16 protein-coding genes and 5 pseudogenes are annotated in these 21,324 nt (G+C 45.1%); 16 read left to right on the top strand and 5 right to left on the bottom strand.

What is annotated here, in order from left to right; genetic code table 11:
- The first annotated feature begins 109 nt into the window (after window positions 1-109).
- Together JMX98_RS11915 and JMX98_RS11910 are read left to right on the top strand one after the other, a co-directional pair.
- Window positions 110-658 (top strand): TIGR00366 family protein, encoded by a 549-nt coding sequence (locus JMX98_RS11915; RefSeq protein WP_265089384.1) that lies wholly within the window; start codon window positions 110-112, stop codon window positions 656-658.
- A gap of 294 nt (window positions 659-952) precedes the next feature.
- Window positions 953-1,603: a glutathione S-transferase gene (locus JMX98_RS11910; RefSeq protein WP_265089383.1), complete on the top strand. Its 651-nt coding sequence runs from the start codon at window positions 953-955 to the stop codon at window positions 1,601-1,603.
- Between the two features lie 40 nt (window positions 1,604-1,643).
- Here JMX98_RS11910 and JMX98_RS11905 read toward each other — a convergent pair whose 3' ends face one another.
- Window positions 1,644-2,867 carry an SIP domain-containing protein gene (locus JMX98_RS11905; protein ID WP_201586866.1) on the bottom strand — a complete coding sequence of 408 codons (1,224 nt, stop codon included), beginning with the start codon at window positions 2,865-2,867 and terminating at the stop codon, window positions 1,644-1,646.
- Window positions 2,868-3,120: 253 nt separating this feature from the next.
- Here JMX98_RS11905 and JMX98_RS11900 point away from each other — a divergent pair, with 253 nt between their 5' ends.
- From JMX98_RS11900 to JMX98_RS11860, 9 genes and pseudogenes are all read left to right on the top strand, one after another.
- The gene (locus JMX98_RS11900) at window positions 3,121-4,068 is read left to right on the top strand and encodes a LysR substrate-binding domain-containing protein (RefSeq protein WP_201586864.1); all 948 of its coding nucleotides are present in this window, start codon (window positions 3,121-3,123) and stop codon (window positions 4,066-4,068) included.
- 334 nt (window positions 4,069-4,402) lie between these two features.
- Entirely contained in the window at window positions 4,403-5,839 is a 1,437-nt protein-coding gene (locus JMX98_RS11895) for a VOC family protein (RefSeq protein WP_413786554.1), read from the top strand.
- Between the two features lie 142 nt (window positions 5,840-5,981).
- On the top strand, window positions 5,982-7,472 hold the full coding sequence (locus JMX98_RS11890) for an aldehyde dehydrogenase family protein (RefSeq protein ID WP_201586860.1): 1,491 nt from the start codon (window positions 5,982-5,984) through the stop codon (window positions 7,470-7,472).
- Between the two features lie 151 nt (window positions 7,473-7,623).
- Window positions 7,624-9,058, top strand: a pseudogene (nhaC, locus tag JMX98_RS14330) (Na+/H+ antiporter NhaC).
- 12 nt (window positions 9,059-9,070) lie between these two features.
- Window positions 9,071-10,357 (top strand): NAD(P)/FAD-dependent oxidoreductase, encoded by a 1,287-nt coding sequence (locus JMX98_RS11880; RefSeq protein WP_201586858.1) that lies wholly within the window; start codon window positions 9,071-9,073, stop codon window positions 10,355-10,357.
- Window positions 10,358-10,506: 149 nt separating this feature from the next.
- The gene (locus JMX98_RS11875; protein WP_201586857.1) at window positions 10,507-11,535 is read left to right on the top strand and encodes an ornithine cyclodeaminase family protein; all 1,029 of its coding nucleotides are present in this window, start codon (window positions 10,507-10,509) and stop codon (window positions 11,533-11,535) included.
- Between the two features lie 155 nt (window positions 11,536-11,690).
- Window positions 11,691-12,008 (top strand): hypothetical protein, encoded by a 318-nt coding sequence (locus tag JMX98_RS11870; protein WP_201586856.1) that lies wholly within the window; start codon window positions 11,691-11,693, stop codon window positions 12,006-12,008.
- Window positions 12,009-12,078: 70 nt separating this feature from the next.
- The gene (locus JMX98_RS11865; protein WP_201586855.1) at window positions 12,079-12,690 is read left to right on the top strand and encodes an IS1595 family transposase; all 612 of its coding nucleotides are present in this window, start codon (window positions 12,079-12,081) and stop codon (window positions 12,688-12,690) included.
- A 65-nt stretch (window positions 12,691-12,755) separates the two neighbouring features.
- Window positions 12,756-13,625: pseudogene (locus tag JMX98_RS11860) on the top strand (IS3 family transposase); the annotation flags it as partial.
- Window positions 13,626-13,748: 123 nt separating this feature from the next.
- Here the strand turns inward: JMX98_RS11860 and JMX98_RS11855 are convergent.
- Window positions 13,749-14,276, bottom strand: a complete 528-nt coding sequence (locus tag JMX98_RS11855) for a peroxiredoxin (RefSeq protein WP_201586854.1) — start codon at window positions 14,274-14,276, stop codon at window positions 13,749-13,751.
- 157 nt (window positions 14,277-14,433) lie between these two features.
- On the opposite strand from JMX98_RS11855, the pseudogene JMX98_RS11850 reads away from it, so the two are divergent.
- Window positions 14,434-14,856 (top strand): annotated as a pseudogene (locus tag JMX98_RS11850) (DDE-type integrase/transposase/recombinase); the annotation flags it as partial.
- 195 nt (window positions 14,857-15,051) lie between these two features.
- Here the strand turns inward: JMX98_RS11850 and JMX98_RS11845 are convergent.
- Both JMX98_RS11845 and JMX98_RS11840 read right to left on the bottom strand, forming a co-directional pair.
- Window positions 15,052-15,366: a putative quinol monooxygenase gene (locus JMX98_RS11845; RefSeq protein WP_058024906.1), complete on the bottom strand. Its 315-nt coding sequence runs from the start codon at window positions 15,364-15,366 to the stop codon at window positions 15,052-15,054.
- Between the two features lie 145 nt (window positions 15,367-15,511).
- Window positions 15,512-15,633: pseudogene (locus JMX98_RS11840) on the bottom strand (metal-sensing transcriptional repressor); the annotation flags it as partial.
- 385 nt (window positions 15,634-16,018) lie between these two features.
- Here JMX98_RS11840 and JMX98_RS11835 point away from each other — a divergent pair.
- The 3 genes and pseudogenes from JMX98_RS11835 (at window position 16,019) to JMX98_RS11825 (ending at window position 20,038) form a co-directional block, all read left to right on the top strand.
- On the top strand, window positions 16,019-17,830 hold the full coding sequence (locus JMX98_RS11835; RefSeq protein WP_201586853.1) for a monovalent cation:proton antiporter-2 (CPA2) family protein: 1,812 nt from the start codon (window positions 16,019-16,021) through the stop codon (window positions 17,828-17,830).
- A 206-nt stretch (window positions 17,831-18,036) separates the two neighbouring features.
- Window positions 18,037-19,032, top strand: a pseudogene (locus JMX98_RS11830) (zinc-dependent alcohol dehydrogenase family protein).
- Window positions 19,022-20,038 carry a zinc-dependent alcohol dehydrogenase family protein gene (locus tag JMX98_RS11825; RefSeq protein WP_201586852.1) on the top strand — a complete coding sequence of 339 codons (1,017 nt, stop codon included), beginning with the start codon at window positions 19,022-19,024 and terminating at the stop codon, window positions 20,036-20,038. The pseudogene JMX98_RS11830 and the gene JMX98_RS11825 overlap by 11 nt, the downstream one beginning before the upstream one ends.
- Window positions 20,039-20,052: 14 nt before the next feature.
- Here JMX98_RS11825 and JMX98_RS11820 read toward each other — a convergent pair whose 3' ends face one another.
- On the bottom strand, window positions 20,053-20,952 hold the full coding sequence (locus JMX98_RS11820; protein ID WP_201586851.1) for a LysR family transcriptional regulator: 900 nt from the start codon (window positions 20,950-20,952) through the stop codon (window positions 20,053-20,055).
- 152 nt (window positions 20,953-21,104) lie between these two features.
- On the opposite strand from JMX98_RS11820, the gene JMX98_RS11815 reads away from it, so the two are divergent.
- Window positions 21,105-21,324 (top strand): transposase (locus JMX98_RS11815; RefSeq protein WP_201586849.1); only part of this gene is annotated, 220 nt, incomplete at its 3' end.

Below are 21,324 nucleotides of genomic sequence, written 5' to 3'. Positions count from 1 at the left end.
AAGTGAGCAGCGTAAGTTGCGGTTTATTAAAGACTTTTTAGGGTCAAAGTCACTCAAATAGCATGAATTATGTCCATTAGCGACTACCTTCTACTTTTTAGCATGAATTTTGTCCATTACACCCCAAAATGGGTTTGCCCTAACGCTAGATTTGGTGAACTTTATGTTCTTATTTCTCGGCATCATATTTCACGGAACGCCCCGAAACTACTTGATTTCTATTCAGGAGGCGGTCAAAGGTGCAGGCGGTATCATCGTTCAGTTCCCGTTTTATGCCGGCATCATGGGGATGATGACCGCCTCTGGGCTGGCAGGGGTGATGTCAGAGGCGTTTGTCAGTGTGTCGACGGCGCAGACGCTACCACTTTTTGCTTTTTTAAGTGCAGGACTGGTCAACTTTTTTGTCCCATCAGGGGGCGGGCAATGGGCAGTGCAAGCGCCCATTATGTTAGAGGCGGCCGACATGCTGGGCAGTGATCCGTCACGAGTGGCGATGGCGGTGGCATGGGGCGACGCGTGGACCAATATGATTCAGCCGTTTTGGGCACTGCCGGCTTTAGCCATTGCAGGACTCAAAGCCAAAGACATCATGGGTTTTTGTGTCATTGTACTGATAGTCAGTGGTGTGGTGATTGGGCTTGGCCTATTGTTTTTATAATGCTGCTTTTATAAATATAGTGAGTTCCTTATAAAAACGATACAGTTTCACGTTGACATATAATGTATCTGTTTTATTTAGAATCGACTATGTCATTTGTATAGACGTTTTCTGCATAAACGTTGTTTGTATAAATAAAGCCAGAAGACCTTGCCTGCTTTAGGGGTGAGGTCTTTTTTTATGTTAGTCTAGGGCGTGTCATCGATTAGCACGTATAGTCGCTTGAAAAAAACGGCTAAGCCTTGCGATCTAAATGATGACATGCCCAGTGATTTTGATTTTATTGTGAGAAATATGATGAGACCTTCCTTGCCGCTCTTATATTCTTTTCGCCGCTGTCCTTATGCCATGCGTGCTAGGCTTGGCCTTGTGTTTGCAGAGCAGCAAGTGGTGCTGCGCGAGATTGTCCTAAAAGACAAGCCGCCGCAGATGCTAGCAATTAGCCCAAAAGGCACGGTGCCTGTGCTACAGCTTGTTGATGGTACTGTGATTGAAGAGAGCTTTGATATCATGATGTGGGCGCTAGGCCAGCATGATCCAAACCGCTTGCTTGATGCTCAGACTTTGTCTCAGGCTAATGCCCTAATCGATAAAAATGATAATGAGTTTAAGCATTGGCTGGATCGCTATAAGTATGCGGATCGTCATCCTGAGATGAGCCAAGAAGAGTATCGCCAGCGCGGCGAGGCGTTTTTGCAGATATTGGAGACGCAGCTGACCGATAGCACTTATCTACTCGGAGATGGCATCAGCGTTGCTGATATTGGTATCATGCCCTTTGTCCGTCAGTTCGCCCATGTAAATCGCGAAGTATTTTACCACTTGCCGTATCCACACCTGCAGCGCTGGCTGAAGCATTTGCTGGCGCATCCGCTGTTTTTGCAAGTGATGACGAAGTATCAGCCATGGCAAGAAGGAGACGAGGTGGTAATTTTTCCATCCTAACTCATCTTAGCCTTGTCCAAGCCCAGTCCTAGTCTGGGATTTAGTCATGTCGCCAATATACCTTGACCACCACATCGCTACGCTCAAGCCCCAGTCTTTTTTGTAATAAAGGGCGGAGCGCCTTTGCGGTTTTTGCCTCTAGCGCGCCCCATACTTTGTCGATTTGCAATGGCTGCTTGGCTAAATAGTCCGCCAGTTGTCTGTCGATCTGCGGCGCGACGTTTTGCCCTACCGAGGCAGGATCCATTATCATAGGCAGTACGGTAAAATGACGGTCGATATGATGTTGGGGACTGTTTTTGTTGCTGTCTTTGGCATCGATGCTCAGTGTGATGTCATTAAAATACTCTTGGTCAGCGGCATCTTGGGTGACACAAATGATCAGCGGCGGCATGGGGTTGTCCCATAGCTCTAATAAACGTGCTGCTGTGGGCATGGAGGTCTCATCGACGATCAGTAGTGTCTGTCCTGTGTGTAAATGCGCCACTTTTTCAGGAAACTCTCGTTTGGTGACCACGGTGTCACCTGCCTGCAGTGCCATGGCCCAATTGCCGCCTGAGGTATCGCCATGCAAAAAAACATCGACCCATGCTCGCACGCTATCAGCGCTCCGCCATGCCTTTCTTAAGGTGTAGTAGACCTGCGCTCGGGCGGGCGGCGCGGTGTTTTTGCTAGGCTGGCTGCTGCTGGCTGTCATCGCGTTATGCGTCAAATCGAACAAATACGCGTAGCCTGCCTCGTTTGTAGGCACGGTATCTGGGCTAGAGCTGTCATGACGATGGCCTTGTGAGTCCATACTAAGCTCAAGACGCAACATGTTTTCACTGACTTTATAGCTGCGCTCTACGACAAAGACCTGCCGAGTCAGCTTGATGGTTTTTTTGCCCAGTTTTTTATCTGCTCGCTGCCGAAGCAAAATATACTGTTCTTGTAGCTCATCGACTTGCGTGAGGGGGGCGGCAAAACCAATAAAGAAAGACTGTGGTTGCCGGTGGCTGTCTTTGGAGTCGATAGGCGGCGTCGCCAAGGGTTTGGCTTGCAGGCAGATACCTTCTGCATAAATCGCAGTTAATTGCACCTCTGTATGCTCAAGTTCAGCTGCCGATAATGGGCTAAAAGCCCGCAAAAACCCAAGCAGCTCATCGATGTGTTCTTCATTGATGTGAGCGATGATGCCCGCTATCTCAGGGTCGTTTAGATCGGTATAGAGCTGGGCTTGATCGTCTAAGTCGGGGGTAGTTACAAAAGAGGAGGCGAGGGTCATAGGTATACTCACAAACAACAAATATTCAAAAAATTATTTATATTAAAGGTAATGATAATTGTTTTTGTTATCCTTTACGAGTTGAGATTTACTAAATTTCTAAAAATTAGACAGACTGGCAGGTAAAACGATTTATATCGTCTCTTATAACTGGGATAATGTGGTTATAGTCAAATCTAAATAAATCAGATACATGGCTATGTTTATTTTAGAAACCTCTTTTACTGATATGTCGAATGAGAACCCATAAGTTATGAGCACTGATGTTAAGACCCCTTTGGCTTTTAGAAAATACCCATCGACGACCGCTTTGCAGTGTTTTGAGACGGCAGCTCGGCATTTGAGCTTTACCAACGCCGCGCAAGAGATGCACATGACGCAAAGCGCTATCAGTAAGCAAGTCGCGCAATTAGAGGAGATGCTGAACCTGTCGTTGTTTTATCGGACGCCGCACCGCATTTCCTTGACGCCCGCTGGCAAGACTTACTATTTAGAGGTGTTAGAGATTCTCAAACATATCGAGGTGGCGACTACCAGTCTGATGTCAAACAGCGATAATTCAGAAGTGCTGAAAATCGTCTCGCATCCGACCTTTTGCTCGCGTTGGCTGATGCCTGCGCTCAATGGCTTTGGCAGGGCTCATCCGTTGATTAATCTAAATATTAAAGAGCTGGCTGGGCCGTTTTTTTCTGAAGATCAAAATGTCGATGTGGCGTTTTTGTATGGTGACGGGATTTGGGGAGGGATGGAGTCCATCAAGCTGTTTGATGAGTATAATGTGGCGGTTTGTCATCCGGATTATTTGGCTGGTAAAGCGCCTTGTACGAGCAACATCGCTCAGTGTACCTTGCTACAGCTCAGCTCTCGCCCCAGCGCTTGGTATGAGTATTTTAGACAGCAGGGTATTCGTATCGAGGGCACCTTTGTCGGCCCACGTTTTGACACTTTTCATACGAGTATATCGGCGGCATTACTCGGCTATGGTATCGCCTTGGTGCCACTGCGCCTAGTGGCGCCAGAGCTGCAGTCAGGGTCCTTGGTGCGTGCGTGGAGTTATGCAGCAAAGGGCCGGGGTGCTTACTATATAGCTTATCCATTGTCTTTGGGTAATTCGCACAAAGTCAAAGTTATTGTAGAGTGGATCTCAACTTACCTGCAACACTCAAACGACCCTAAGCAGGACATAGAGTGTGTACGGTAAGCTAAAAAATCAATGCATGCTTTTGGGTGTCAGCTACTCATTGTCAATGCTTTATTGATGAGGTTTGATAATCGATGGGCTAAGCAGGTGCTGCTACCTGCCTGACTACCGGCCGACTTATGGCCGGTTTTTTATGCCAATGACAAAAAGGAATGACGCCATAACTATTCTTCGTTTGCTGATGATAGGCGGGTTTGCTCAAATTATTATCTATCTGGTCTAGGAAGATAAGAGACAGCCATGGAGCAGCAAAAACACCTGAGAAAAAGGATACATACTTGTGAGCCATACCTTTATCAATAGCGATGCTATTCGCCACAATTTTTCTATCGCCATGTCAGAGATGTACCAAAAAGAAGTGCCGTTATATGGTGACCTCATCGATTTGGTGACTGAAGTAAATACTGAAGTATTAAATAAACAGCCTGATATCAGGCAACAGCTTGCGCACACCGGAGAGATTGATAGGTTAGGTATGGAGCGCCACGGTGCGATTAGACTGGGCACCGCGGACGAGCTAAGTATGATGCGCAGGCTGTTTGCGGTGATGGGTATGCATCCTGTTGGCTATTATGATTTGGCGCCCGCTGGCGTGCCTGTGCATTCTACGGCTTTTCGAGCGCTTGACACGCAGTCATTAAATAACAGTCCATTTCGCGTTTTTACTTCTCTATTGCGTCTTGATCTGATTGATGATGAGGCCTTACAGCAAGAGGCAATGGCGTCGCTAGATAAACGCAAAATATTTACAGATAATGTTATTAGCTTGATTGAGCGTTTTGAGGAGGAGGGCGGGCTGACGGCGATAGACGCTAAGCAATTTGTCAAAGAAGCGTTAGAAACCTTTCGCTGGCATGACAAAACGCCCGTGTCAAAAGCGCTTTATCAGCAGCTATTAAGCCAACACGGACTTATTGCTGACGTCGTCGGTTTTAAAGGTCCGCATATCAATCATTTGACCCCTCGAACCTTAGATATCGATGCGGTACAAGCAGGTATGCAGGCAAAAGGTATCCCGCCAAAAGCCATTATAGAAGGGCCACCGAGACGGCGATGTCCTATTTTATTGCGTCAGACCAGTTTTAGAGCATTAGAAGAAGCGGTTAGCTTTAAAAATCCTAACGGCCGCTATCAAACGGGGCATCATACTGCGCGCTTTGGTGAGATTGAGCAGCGCGGTGTGGCTTTAACGCCCAAAGGCCGAGCGCTGTATGACCAATTGCTTAGACAAGCTCGCCGCCAGTTAGGAGTGACGCCAAATGCCAATAACGCCTTGGAGTATTATCAAGTTTTAGAAAGTGCATTTGCAGCGTTCCCTGATGATTATCGAGCATTACATGACGAAGGTTTGGCGTATTTTTACTATCAAGCGGTCGATAGCGATACAGATAACGAGCCAACGTTAGATTCTATAGACGTAGAAAACGTAAATAACCCTTTATCAAAGCAAGTGATTACTGATTTGCTTGAGCAAGGAATGATTCGCCTAGAACCTATTGTCTATGAGGATTTTTTACCTGTCAGTGCGGCGGGAATTTTTCAGTCCAATCTGCATGACGACAGCACAAACGACAATGAAAACAATAATGAAAAAGACGAACACAGCGGCAAGCAAAGCAGTGGTGGCATTAATTCTAATAAAGAAGCGTTTGAGAATGCTTTGGGCGCTCAGGTTTACGATGAGCTTGAGCTTTATCAAACGCTACAAGCAGAGAGTCTCAAAGCGTGTTTGGGACAACTAAATAGTAAGGTTTTAAAACGCGTTATCTAAAACCGTGATAGATAATTGGAACTGTTAATGAGCATTCCAAAAAGGAATGACAGTAAGAAATTAATTATTTTGCAACTTGCCTAGACGCAAGTTAAGTTAATAAGTCTCTCAAGGAAGCATAAATTAATAAAAAGGATGGATTATGATCAAGCAGTATATGGCCGCGATGGGTGTCAAAGAGGACCAATACCAAAATGGTGATTTTGACGTCAATAGCCCGATTGATGGCTCGGCGATCGGCAGCATAACCTTGGACAGCGTTGATGAGGTCAACACCAAGATTGCCAATGCCAAAAAAGCTTTCAAAGAGTGGCGCGTGGTGCCTGCGCCAAGACGTGGCGAGCTGGTGCGCCTGCTCGGTGAAGTGCTGCGCGAGCATAAAGAAGACTTAGGCATGCTGGTGTCATTTGAGGCGGGCAAGATTAAAGAAGAAGGCCTAGGTGAAGTGCAAGAAATGATTGATATTTGCGACTTTGCCGTCGGGGTGTCGCGTCAGCTTTATGGTTTGACGATTGCGTCAGAGCGCCCAGGCCATCACATGCGTGAGACATGGCATCCGCTCGGGGTGATTGGTGTCATCTCCGCCTTTAACTTTCCCGTTGCGGTGTGGTCGTGGAATACTGCGCTGGCCATCGTCTGCGGTAACCCGGTGATTTGGAAACCATCAGAAAAAACCCCGCTTGTCGCTTTGGCCTGTCAGGCAATGTTTGAAAAAGCCTTGGCCAAATTTGGCGATGCGCCAGAGCATCTATCGCAAGTCTTACTCGGCAAAACCGATGTCGGTAACGCCTTGGTGGAGCACAAAGACGTGGCTTTGGTGAGCGCCACCGGCAGTACGCGTATGGGCCGAGAAGTCGGGCCAAAAGTTGCCAATCGTTTTGGTAAATGCTTGCTTGAGCTTGGTGGTAACAACGCCATGATCTTGGCACCAAGTGCCGATTTAGACTTAGCGTTACGCGGGATTTTATTTTCCGCGGTTGGGACGGCAGGCCAGCGCTGTACGACATTACGTCGCCTATTTGTCCATGAATCTATCAAAGACGATATCTTACCGCGCATCAAGTCTGCGTATGAAACCGTCAGTATCGGTCATCCACTAGAGGGCAATCTGGTCGGTCCGCTGATCGATGAAGACAGCTTTAATAATATGCAAGCAGCGTTAAAAAAGGCGCGAGACGCGGGCGGCACGGTTACGGGCGGCGAGCGCGTCCTTGCAGACAAATACCCTAACGCCTATTACGTGACACCTGCCATTGTCGAGTTTGACGAGCAAAACGATGTCGCCAGAAGCGAGACGTTTGCGCCGATTCTGTATGTCATGACCTACCAAGACTTTGATGAAGCGATCGAGATGCAAAACGATGTGCCACAAGGCCTATCATCATGCGTCTTTACCAATGATTTGCGTGAAGCGGAGACTTTCCTCAGTGACCGCGGCAGTGATTGCGGTATTGCCAATGTCAATATCGGTACCAGTGGCGCTGAGATCGGCGGGGCGTTTGGCGGTGAAAAAGAAACCGGCGGTGGCCGTGAATCTGGCTCTGATGCGTGGAAAGTCTATATGCGCCGCCAGACCAATACCATCAACTACTCAAAAGAGCTGCCACTAGCGCAAGGTATTAGCTTTGGTTGATAAAAAGGTGAGTACAAATTTTTGTTGATTTGATTTATTTATCTACAAACTGCCAAGCCTCATTTATAGAAGCTTGGCAGGCCAAAAATAATAAGCAATCAAGGATTGGTTGCCACTCCCATCGACGACTACTAAGGAAGGTAGAACTATCATGATCGATGATAAATCGCACGACCCCGATGTAGATGGCTATGGCCCATCTTCTAGCTTTTTACTGGATATTGCCCCTCTGTTACTGACTGCTATCATTCTGATGATACAGTTCTTTGTATTTAAAGATTTTACCCCTCACATTCCTCTTGCTTGCGGCATATTAATCACCGGCTTATTTATGAAGCTGCGTGGCCGTCATTGGCAAGGTATGGAAGAGCGTTTTTTAAAGGTCATCAAAATTGGTTTACCTGCGATGATTATCTTGATGGGCGTGGGCATGCTCATTGGTGCATGGATTATCGCCGGCACCGTGCCGACCATTTTGTATTACGGCTTTAGTATCTTTTCCCCTTCCTCGTTTTTATTTTCTGTTTGTATCATTTGCGCCATTATCTCTGTTGCTACGGGCACCTCGTGGGGGACTGTGGGTACCGTGGGTCTTGCGATGATGGGTATCGGTTTGGGGCTTGGTATCCCAGCACACCTAACGGGCGGTGCGATCGTCTCGGGGGCTTTTTTTGGTGACAAAATGTCGCCGCTATCAGACACCACTAACTTAACGCCTGCTGCTGCTGGCGTCGATCTTTGGGATCACATCAAAGGTATGTTACCGACGACCGTTCCCGCCATGATTACCGCTTTGGCTATCTATGCGTGGATAGGTATGGGGTATGGTGATGACAGTATTGACCTGTCGTCTATCCGTGCACTACAAGACAACCTAGCGGCCAATTACAATTTAAGCATCGTCACTTTGCTACCGGCAGTGGTGGTCATTGTCGCCGCTGTGATGAAAATGCCAGCGATACCGACGGTGTATTGCTGTGTTTATGCAGGGCGTGGCAGTAAGTGAGGTGTTTGATGTGTTACAAAACGGCTTTGTCAGTGAGACGGGCTTTGAGGTGGTGGATCAGCTGCTGTCAAAAGGCGGTGTCATGTCGATGACGTGGGTCATCAGTTTGACCATTTTTGCCTTGGGTTTTATCGGTGCGCTTGAGCACTACGGCACGCTTAGGGCCATCATGGCAAAGATTAATAACTTTGTAAAATCGCGTCTGGGTCTGGTGTTTACCACGTACGGCAGTGTGCTCAGTGTCGGGACACTCATCGGTGATGTTTATACCACTTGTGTTTTGCCAGGCCGTTTGTTGCAAGATAAGTATAAAGAGATGGGCTATAAACGTACGACATTGACGCGCTCTATTGAAGACGCGGGGACACTTTTGTCGCCCCTTATCCCATGGAACATGGGTGGTAGCTTTGTGGCAGCGACACTCGGTATCGCCACCTTGACCTATGCGCCTTTTGCCTTTGCCTGCTGGTTGTCGCCTTTATTTGGCCTGCTTTGGGCGTTCCTTGATAAGTTCATACCGCGTGAAGAGCCGGCCACAGCAAAGCTCGATACCAATGCTTCACTAAGTGAAGTATGCTAAAGGGAGTCTGATATGTTGCAAGAGCAGTGTTTGTGGAGCATGACGGCGCCTAATATTGACACATATAGTCAAATGAGTAGCGATACCCAAGCGGCGGTGTGCATCATTGGCGGCGGCTATACTGGACTGTCTGCAGCAATTCATCTCGCTGAAAAAGGCGTCAAGGTTGTCTTACTTGAGAGTCAAAGTATCGGTAGTGGCGGCTCAGGGAAAAGCGTGGGTCTGGTCAATGCGGGTACGTGGGCTCGCCCTGATGACTTAAGCATTAGCCTAGGCGCGGCAGATGGTGAGCGCTTGACCGAAGCGCTTGGTCAAGCGCCGGGTTTGGTGTTTGACTTAATCAAACGCTATGATATCGACGCGCAAGCGACCCAAGCAGGCAATATTCATATGGCGCACAATGCCAAAGGTGAGGTTGATGTCGATATCAGATACGAGCAGCTCAGTCGCCGCGGCGCTAATGTGGAGGTATTGACAGGCAGTAAGTGCCACGAATACTGCGGTACCACCAGTATCAATAAAGCCTTATTAGACCACCGTGCGGGTACTATCAATCCACTGGCTTATGTCCGAGGACTTGCCAAAGTCGCTGCAAATCTTGGCGTGACGATCTATGAGCACTCTGCTGTTGAATCACTAGAAAAAGTAGGCGGTCATTGGTACGCCAGAACGGCCAAAGCATGTGTCAAATCTGAGCGTGTGATTATCGCAACCAACGCTTATACCGAAGGCGAATGGACAGATATCGCCAAGACTTTTTATCTGGTTTATTACTATCAGATTGCATCCGAACCGCTGAGCGGTGCAGCGGCAGAGCGCATATTGCCCTACAAAACAGGTGCCTGGGACACACGTCTGGCGCTATCTAGCTTTCGCCGTGATAACGATGGTCGCTTATTATTGGGCACGGTTGGTGGGACGCAGATGAAACCAAAATCCTTTTATCAGTCATGGGCCAATGCGGTGCAAAAAAGCTACTATCCAGATTTACCCGCGTTTGACTGGCAGTATGAATGGTGCGGTAGCTTTGGCTTTACCCAAGACCATATCTTTCGCGTGATGGAGCCAGACGAAGGCTTGCTGACGGCGACGGCTTATAATGGTCGCGGCATTACCACTGGCACGCTTATGGGTAAATGCTTTGCAGACTATATCGTGACCGGCAAAAGAGACAGCATTCCGCTACCTTTCAAGACTTTAGAGGAAGCAAAGGTTGCTTTTGGCGGTATCAAGTCTGGGTTTACAGAGCTTGGCCTCACACTGTATCACGCTGGTCAATGTCTCAAGATCATTAGATAATTTGGTTATTTGCATAGTGAGGTTATTGACTTAGTTAAAATGATAAACCGTGATAAAAGCTCTAAAAATGGCGGGTTGCTTATTAGGTTTTTTAATGTCACATTTAAGGATTGTTCATAATGAAATAACAAAACAGATTAAGGATAATTATGCAGATTTTAGACATTCATACCGTAAAAAAACAGCTAACCATGCCAATGGCCATCAGTGCTATCGAGGAGCTGCTGAAGATACAAGGCGAGCATCCGAGCTGGATTAAAACACCTGAGCGCCTAGTCATTCCTACTTTTCAGGAGAGTGATGCACACACCTCAGGCTCGCATTTGTCGATGCCGTCAGTGGTTTTTGATGGTGAAAACGAGTATGCAGTCGTCAAGCTGGTCACCATCTGTCCCGACAATCCTCAGCGCGATAAACCAACCACCATGGCCGCCATCACTGTCTCAAATAATGAGACAGGCGATATGCTGGCTTTTTTGGACGGAATATATATCACCCAAGTGCGTACCGCCGCGCTGTCGGGGATAGCGACTAAGTATCTGGCGAATCCACACAGTCGAGTGGCAGCAGTGGTCGGTACAGGCGGGATGGCATATGAGCAGCTAAACGCTATTCTCACAGTACGTCCAGATATCACGCACGTAAAACTATGGAATAGAACGGCGCAGACGGCGCATCAGTTTCGAGACAGGTTTATACAAGAGTATCCACAATGGCAAGTTGATGTTGAGGTTTGTGAGCATATTGAAGAGGCAATCAGAGACGCAGATATTATCAATCTGGCCACACGCGCGACGGCAGGACTGTTTGAGGCGGCGCAGATAAAGGCAAATGTTCATATCAATGCGGTGGGCGCTTATCAGGCCACGATGAAGGAAGTCAGTAACTCAGTGATAGAGGCCTGCGACTCCGTGATTATTGACGATGCTGAAGGCGGCTTACATGAAGCAGGGGACTTGATACAAGCGCATGAGGACAGTGATAGTGCTTGGACATGGGATAGGCTCACTGGCACATTGGGGGATTTGGTCAATAAAAAAATCAGCCTCGATGTAAAGGAGGATAAAGGTATGACGCTGTTTAAATCAGTGGGCGCAGCCAGCTTTGATGCAGCCGTCGCTTTACAGGTAGCAAAAAAAGCCAAAACAAAAAACTTGGGTCAATGTGTCGCGCTATAAGGGCTGAGTATTTATCCTTATAGAGTCAATCCAACGTAACACTGACCAACCTTATGTCATGTCCGTATTTTAAAATAAGTGAACTTAACTGGCAAAAGTAAGATGTGAACCGCCCCGGTATTGTCGGAGACTCAACGTTCCAAGAGAATACGACAATGAAAAGACAAACCTACACTTCTGAGATTAAAGAACGCGCCATTCACATGCTGATTGAAGCGTCGAGCGACTACCCATCCGTCTGGTCAGCGATTCAAGCTATTGCTCCCAAGATTGTCTGTACGCCTGAGACACTGCGATCCTGGCATAAAAAGCATATCGATCAAACCATTCCGGCATCAGTACAAGCGCAAAGCCAAGAACAACGTATTAAGGATCTCGAGCGCGAAAATAGAGAGCTTAGACAAGCCAATGAGATTATACGCAAAGCTGCTGGTCTTGAAGCCCAGGCGGAGAAGGGCCGTCCACCCAAGTAATGGTCGACTTTATTGATGATCATAAAAAAAGGGGCTGTCCTAGATAAGCAAAATTATTTAGGATAGCACTATGAGAAAGAGTAAACTAAGTTGGTATAAACAAAACAGACTCATCGAGTTATTTGTTACTGGTTCTACCGCGAGAACAGCAGCAAGCCTAATTGGTGTTAATAAAACCACAGCCAGTTATTACTTTCATAGGCTACGAGTGCTTATTTACGAGAATAGTCAAAACCCTGGTCTATTTGAAGGCGAAATCGAAGTAGACGAATCATACTTTGGTGGAACTCGTAAAGGCAAGCGAGGGCGAGGTGCTGGTAGCAAAGTGCCCGTGTTTGGCCTATTAAAGCGTAATGGCAAGGTCTACGCTTGTATGATACCCAATGCTAAAGCAGATACCTTGATCCCCATCATAAGAGAAAAAGTGAAGCCTGATAGCATTGTTTATACTGACTCATTTAAAAGCTATAACGCATTAGATGTCAGTGAGTTTACTCATTATCGTATCAACCACTCCAAAACCTTTGTTAATGACAAGAATCACATTAACGGTATAAAGAACTTCTGGAACCAAGCTAAACGGCATCTACGCAAGTTTAACGGAGTTCCAAAAGAGCATTTTCACCTCTATTTAAAGGAATGTGAGTGGCGTTTTAATCACAGTGACCCAAAGTCGCAATGACTACAATTAAAACAATGGGGTAAACAGGGTTTGAACTAGTTATCTAGGACAGCCCCTAAAAAAATTATGGGATCGAGCCAATCTGCCGAGTACTACCGATTGCCCCATCAACCTACTACCGTGCTAAAGACCTAGAGTATTGCCCTGAGAAGCGCTCATTACGCAGTCATTATGACGATTTCTACATCAGTGAAATCAGGCGCATCTGGCAGGACAGTAAATGCCGTTATGGTGTGCGTAAAGTCTGGCAGCAGATGAAAGCGGATGGGTTCAAGGTTGCTCGTTGCACCGTAGAGCGTTTAATGAAGCAGTATGGCCTACAAGGCGTCTGGCGTGGCAAAGGCAAGATTACCACCAACAGCCGCGACAATCAAAAGCGCGCTGATGACTTAGTCAATCGTAACTTTAGCGCTTATCGTCCTAACCAGCTATGGGTTGCTGACTTTACTTACGTTAAAACATTGAGTGGCTGGGTATCTACCGCCTTCATCATTGATATGTTTGCCCGTGCTATCATTGGCTGGAAAGTCTCTAATCGTATGAATGCTGATATAGTAATGGCGGCATTGAACCAAGCAATAGCAGATAGAAGCCATCCCAAAGATGTGATTCATCACAGTGATCGCGGGACTCAGTACTTATCTATTCGCTATACTGATAAGATGGCTGACAGCGGTGTTATTGCTTCTGTTGGTACAACAGGCGATTCATACGATAACGCCTTGGCTGAAACAGTCAATGGACTGTACAAGTCTGAGGTGATTGAGTATTTAAAAGAGAACTGGCATGGAATTAACGACGTTGAACTGGCAACCCTTGAGTGGGTGGACTGGTTTAATAAAACCCGTTTGCATAGCACGATTGGATATGTGTCACCCTTTGAGTTTGAAAAGCGATATTATGATAATTTAACCCTGTCAGGCATTGCTGCCTGACTCAAGTAAATCAGCCTTCGATAAAGTCGGGGCGGTTCACCAAAAAAACTGCGTTGCCTTTATAGTGAAAGACAACGCAGCTTCATAACAATTAGAGCTTTATTTATCAAAAATTAATTTGATTTACTTCTGGCTTTTTAAATACTCTAACATGGTGTCAGCATCTGACACTTCGAACGGGTCTGTTGGGCAGTTGTCACCGAAGTTAGGTTCTTTGAACACCTTTTTGATTTCTTTATTATCGACATACATCGAATAACGCCATGAGCGCATACCGAAGCCAAGGTTGCTTTTCTCAACTAGCATACCCATTTTGCGAGTGAACTCACCGTTACCGTCAGGAAGTAAGAAAACGTTTTCACGGCCTTGCTTTAAGCCCCACTGGTACATAACAAAGGCATCGTTAACAGAAACACAAACAACTTCATCAACACCTAGCGCTTTAAACTCATTGTAAAGCTCTTCATAGCGAGGCAAATGACTGGTTGAACAGGTTGGTGTAAAGGCGCCAGGTAGTGAGAATACAACTACTTTTTTATTGGCAAATAACTCATCTGTGGTTAGATCATACCATTTGAATGGGTTTTCACCACCGATAGATTCATCACGAACACGAGTTTTAAAAGTTACATCAGGTACATGGGTAATCATTTTTATCTCCAAGTTAGGTTATTGTGTTTTTGTACCCTACTTTCTTCAGTTATATATTAACAGCTATACCAATCCTTGTTCAAACTTTAAGGTGAACCATCCCTCCACATGGTCAGCCATTCAAGCCATAGCGTCAAAGATTGGCTGCACCCCTGATATCGTCGGCTGGAAGGTATCTAATCGCATGAATACCGATATGGTTATGGCTGCGCTAAATCAGGCGATAGCAGATAGGAACCATCCCAAAGATGTGATTCATCACAGTGATCGAGGGACTCAGTACTTATCCATTCGCTATACTGATAAAATGACGGATTCTGGCGTCATTGCCTCTGTTGGTACAACAGGCGACTCTTATGACAACGCATTGGCTGAAACGGTCAACGGGCTTTATAAGTCTGAGGTAATTGACTATTTAAAGGAGAACTGCACTGGTATCAATGATGTTGAACTGGCAACCCTTGAATGGGTCGATTGGTTTAACAAAACCCGTTTGCATAGCACGATTAGATATGTGTCACCCTTTGAGTTTGAAAAGCGGTATTATGATAATTTAATCCTGTCAGGTATTGCTGCCTGACTCAAGTAAACCAGACTCCGACATAATCGGGGCGGTTCATTCGTTTATTTACCCTATTTTGGATATTGACCCATGTAAATGATGAGATTAAGCCATTAAATAAAGTAGCCCAACTTGAATAAAAAGCCTCTGACAAACCTCACAAGGTTGAAGTGCTGCCTTTCATTCAAAATTTCAGGCAGCACTCTCATACATTTAAGCGTCGGTATGACCTGGTAGTTTACTAGCCAAAACATCTACTTTTTCAATAGACGGTGGCTCTGAAAATAGCTCATCGGCCTGATCCATCAAAGCAGCTGCAACCTTGCCAGATAAATGTGCTTGGCGACCCGCCTCATCAGGAAATGCATCAAAAATACCAAATGTTGTAGGTCCAAGACGTAGGCCAAACCACGCAACTGTCGCAGGTTCTTCCATTACAATAGGTAAACCGCCTTTAAGGAAAGCTTCCACTTCGTCTTCTTTACCTGGTTTAGCTTCAAGACGGACATATAAAGCTGTTTTAAGCATGACTAAAACTCCACAATTGATTAGAATGAAAACTGATTCTGACATTGCTAATGTATGCATGTCAGAAAGTTTTGTTATATAAAAGTTAAAAAAAATTTCCCCATAGCTGAGCCAAAATTTAGGTTTTTATTTCGACATAATGCTATTGTTGCAGAATTGCACCACATTCCACATTGTCTTCTAACGCTTTTTCAATCGCTTGCGTCTGACCTTTGATCTTTCTGACACGTAGAAGAATCTTTTTTTGTCTTCAACCTGATTAGGCATCAGACCTCCTTATTTGCTAGCATTAATACTATAGTCGATACACTCTAAAAATGTCATAGCGCTACTGGGATGAATTTTGCGCAGCCTCTGGGAACGCAGCACGCAAGTAAAATTTATACCAGTAGCGCGTTTAAACCCATAACAGTTTTACATTCAGCTAACTATATAGTACCCCATAGTATAAAAAAGCAATATTTTTTATAAACCTTAAAAATTTAGGTAGTGTTTCAAATGCAGTGATAAAATTACCCCATTGATTGCTTGAAATTTGGGTATAGTGAATACCTAACTTTTTCAACTAACTACAAACCTTTTACACTTGTGTTTTTAATTTACTTTCTATACTTGAATTGTTAACAGACTCTATACAAAATCTGAGAAATATATGAGTGCAGAAGCCACATCTATCAACCTCCTATCCCCTGTTATACTGCTCACAGCGGCAGTGATTTCAGTCCCCTTAATCAAGCGCCTAGGATTAAGCTCGGTATTGGGATATTTAATTGCAGGATTAATTATTGGTCCATTTGGACTAGCGTTTTTCTACGATTCTGCGTCTATTCTGCATGTTGCTGAGCTTGGTATTGTGATGTATCTGTTTGTGATTGGACTAGAAATGCGTCCATCGTATTTATGGAGTTTAAGAAAAGAAATTTTTGGATTAGGCACATTACAGATTAGTGCCTGTTCATTGGGGTTAATGGCGGTAGGCTTGGCCTATGGCTATTCTTGGCAGGTGAGTTTTGTATGTGCTGCAGGCTTTGTACTCACCTCGACTGCAATTGTGATGCAACTTTTGGGAGATCGTGGAGACATTGCTCAACCACGAGGACAAAAAATTGTCTCGATCCTGCTTTTTGAAGATTTATTGATTGTCCCTTTATTGGCAATTGTCGCTTTTATCGCACCGAATCAAGTTGTTGAAAGTACTTCTGCGCGTTTGCAGAGCATTGGGATTGGTTTAATTTCAATTGCAGGTTTAATCGCTGCAGGCTATTGGTTGCTTAACCCTTTATTTCGCTTATTAGCCGCAGCCAAAGCCCGTGAAGTCATGACTGCAGCAGCACTCTTAGTGGTACTCGGCGCATCATTACTGATGCAAGTCAGTGGCTTATCGATGGCAATGGGGGCATTCCTTGCAGGGGTATTACTCTCCGAATCCACTTTTCGCCATGAGATTGAAGCAGATATTGAACCGTTTCGTGGCATATTGCTCGGATTATTTTTTCTAGGCGTAGGCATGTCATTAGACCTTAACGTCATAAAAAATAACTGGGCGTTAATTTTAAGTGCTGTAATTCTGCTGATGTTTGTCAAAGCATCCATCATTTATCTGACTGCACGCCTGGCCGAAAGTTCACACTCTGAAGCACTCGATCGCGCATTACTAATGGCTCAAGGGGGGGAGTTTGCTTTTGTACTCTTTGCTGCCGCCTTGAGTGCCCAAATCATTAGTGCTGAGGAAAGCTCAAACCTGACTGCGATTGTAATCTTGTCGATGATTTTGACCCCGATTGTTGGCATTCTATTTGAACGTTTTATCCAAACTAAAGAACAAACTTCTTTAGAAAATGTCCGTATTGCCGAAGGACTTTCTGGAAAAGTTTTGATGATTGGTTTCGGTCGTTTTGGACAAGTCTCCAGTCAATTACTGCTTGCTCGAGGCATTGATGTGACCATCATTGATAATGATATCGACATGATTCAAAACGCTGAAAGATTTGGATTTAAAATTTACTATGGTGATGGTTCTCGTTTAGATATTTTACATGCCTCTGGAGCAGATACGGCTGAAGCAATTGTTGTTTGCGTAGACCACAAAGAAACGACGAATAAGATTGTAGAGTTGGTGCAACATGAATTTCCTTTAACCAAGTTACTGGTTCGCTCTTATGACCGTGAGCATGCGTTGCATTTAGCAAAACAAAATGTGGATTATATGATTCGAGAAACCTTCGAGTCGGCAATGCTATTTGGCGGTGCGATTTTAGAAGAATTGGGTGTTGACCAGAGTGATGTTGAAGAAATTAGCCAAGAAATCCGAGAACGAGACAAAGAACGTTTTGAAACCGAAGTTGCAGCAGATGATGTCTATGCGGGTATCGGCTTGCAATACACAGGACCGCGTCCGACTGCACCTTTAATTACACCTAAGCAGACAGGGCAAATTCTGAATGAAGATGACACTCAGCAATAATTTCACATATTAAACCCAAATAAAAAAGAGGTCTGTGTAGATCTCTTTTTCGGTAAGCATCCGCTTACCCCCCCCACTTCTTTAGTGAGCGAATGATATTTATTATTCATTATTTAGGAATTATTAAATCCTATAAATATCATTTATTGGATTATTTTACTTTGATACTGTGCACATCATCCCCCAGTTAAGAATAAGGAACAACTATGAGTAAGATGATGAATGCGCTTATCCTAGAAAATTTCGGTGATCATGAATTTAAACGTGTAGAACTCCCTATACCTCAACCAGAGGCTGGGCAAGTTCTAGTACGTATTCATGCGAGTGGTGTAAACCCTATTGATTATAAAATTCGTCTTGGTGAAGCACCATATGCTATGCCAGAGCTTCCTGCCGTGTTGGGAACGGATATGGCTGGGGTTGTAACTGCTGTTGGTGAAGGTGTCACTCACTTCAACGTCGGAGATGAAGTTTACGGTCTGATTGGTGGCGTTCGTGGTCTTCAATGATCTTTAGCAGAATATGTTGCAGTAGATGCTGATCTGATCGCATTAAAGCCACGGAATATCTCTATGCGCGAGGCAGCAGTACTACCATTGACGTTCCTCACCGCTTGGGAGGGTTTGGTGGATAATGCGAAGGTCCAACCAGGGCAAACTGTACTGGTTCAAGGTGGTGCTGGTGGCGTTGGTTATATGGTGGTTCAGCTTGCAAAAGCACTTGATGCAAATGTTTGGGCGACTGCTCGTACAGCTGATCAATCACTGATTTCAGAACTCGGTGCAACACCTCTCGATTACACAACAGCATCTTCCGATGACATTATTGCTGCAAGCCCTGAGGGTCAAGGTTTTAACATTGTTTATGACACTGTGGGTGGTCCAGTACTCGAAGCGTCACTTTCCATGACGACTCACTATGGCCACATCACCAGCTGTGCTGCATTTGGCAATCATAATTTAGCGAATTCATCTCTACGGAGTGCCACAGTGTCTGGCGTATTCGTCCTAATGCCGACGTTAACAGGCAATCGCCGTTCTCATCATGGTGATGTCCTTAAGACCGCGACTCGTCTCGTTGAGGAAGGTAAACTGCGTGCTATTGTTGATCCTCGTCATTTTACTCTAGACCAAGCGATTGAGGCTCATGATGCTGTTCAAGATCGCTCTGCCAATATTAAGGTAGTTATCGATGTCATTTAACGCACTTCAGGCCAAGACTTGGCGCTTCAATTGTATTGGAGATACAGATGTTCTGACATTAGAAACACTTCCTGTTGCTTTACCAGCCGCAGGAGAAGTTCTAATACAGATGAAAACGATCGGACTCAACCGAGCTGATGTAATGTTTCGGCGTGGTAATTATATTCAAAAGGCAGTATTCCCTTCTCGTCTGGGATATGAGGGAGCAGGCATAGTTCTTGCGGTAGGTGAAGGTGTACGCCAATTTTCTCCAGGAGATGCAGTATCGATTCTTCCGACTGACAATCTAGCCAAATATGGGACATATGCGGACAAGCTTCTGATTCCAGAAAATTTTTTAGTTCACAAACCCGATAGCTTAAGCTGGGAAGAAGCTTCTTCAATCTGGATGCAGTATTTGACGGCTTGGGGTGGTGTAATCCATGCTGGTGGAGTTTCGAAAGGAAAAACGATCTTGATCACAGCAGCTTCAAGTAGTGTAGGACTAGCTGCGATACAGATAGCTGAAGCAGCGGGTGCTAAGGTCATTGCAAGTACACAAACGATAGAGAAAAAGCAACGTTTACTGGATCTCGGTGTTAAAAATGTTATAGCCAGTGAAGATGAACCAGATTTGTATGAGGCGCTTGTTTTACGTTTGGGTGGAGAATATCTTGATGTCGCCTTCGATGCTGTAGGAGGGCCACATATTGAACAGATTGCAAAAGCGATGTCTATAGGAGGAACTATGGTTATGCATGGTGCACTTAGCCCGGAGATCACACCATTTCCCCTTAAAGTTGCATTACGCAAGAGCTTAACCATGCGAGGTTTTTTGTTCCTTGAGGTTCTCCATGACCCTGTTCTAAGGGAGCAAGCCAGACGATTTATTCTTAGCAGTATAGGTGCAGGATATCTTCGTCCAGTGATCGACCGTTGCTTTAACTTTGAGGACATGCATGACGCTCAGCGCTATCTTGAATCAAATCAGCAAATAGGAAAAATTGTAGTTACTCTAAATACATGATGGTCTTATCTGATTTAGGTTTCTATATGGCCCAGCACTTCCACTAAGTAATCAAACAATGCTCGGATTCGCAAAGGTGTCGGGCCCCGCTGTGGACGATATAAATACAGGCGCCAAACGGGAGAGGTTTCCTCATGAAGTATATGAATGAGCTTACCACTCCTAAGCCACGGCAAAACTAGAAATCCAGGCATGTGTCCGAATCCAACTCCAGCGAGAATAGCTTGAAATTCAGCTTCTAGATCATCTGTAATAAAACGGGGCTTTGATGGCGTAAAGCTTCGACTTTCGGTGAATGTCCATGGCCAGTAACGCCCTGTTTTATGATCGACTAGTGCTGTTAGAGGGTATTTATCAAGGTCAATAATTTTTTTGGGCATTCCAACCTTATCAATTAACTCTGGCGTACCAACAGAATAAAATTTCACTTTAGCCAATTCCCTTGCCACATATCGATTGTCCGGCAAAAATCCAAATCTGATCCCGATATCTATCCGCTCATCGATCACATCCGAGTGTGAATCTGTTAGTACACAATCCACGACAATATCTGGATAACGTATGGCAAATTCTGCTAGTGCAGGTACTACCAATTTACGCCCTAACACAGACGACACAGTAAGACGGACAGTCCCACTCATTTCATCTCGTTTTTCCTTGGTGTCTTTTACAAGCAAAGCATCGATCGATTCCACCGCAAGACGTGCTTGCTTTGCCAGACGCTCACCATCAGCGGTAATTTTAATTTGTCGAGTACTCCTGTAAAACAGAATCTCTCCGCGCTGTTCTTCTAGCTCTTTTATTGCCCGTGTCACTACCTGTGGGGAAATACCCAGCTGAGTTGCTGCCTCTTTAAAATTTCGAGACTCTGCTGCGACACAAAAGATACGCATCATTTCCAATTTGTTCTGCATGTCCAATCCTGTGTTATAGTAATTATTCCGCAAATAGGAATTCTGAAAGATAATATTATTCATTTATTATACATAACAAGGTAATCACCCCAAAAAATAATAACACTTAAAAGTAGAAACTAACTGCTAAAATACCAGCAGGAGATTTCGACATGAAAAAATCAAGATTTACCGACACCCAGATAGTTAATATACTCAAACAAGCAGAACAAGGCGTGCCTGTCAGTGACATACTGCGTGAGCACAATATTAGTCAGAGTACCTTCTACAAATGGAGGAGTAAATACGGCGGCATGGATGCTTCATTAATTACCCGTCTTAAAGAATTAGAAGCAGAGAACGCTCGTTTAAAGAAAATGTATGCTGAGGAAA

The sequence above is a fragment of the Psychrobacter sp. HII-4 genome (assembly GCF_904846595.1).
GTDB classification, from domain to species: Bacteria; Pseudomonadota; Gammaproteobacteria; order Pseudomonadales; family Moraxellaceae; genus Psychrobacter; species Psychrobacter celer.
Note: the sequence above shows the minus strand (reverse complement) of the source record. Positions and strands in the feature narration are given on the sequence as shown.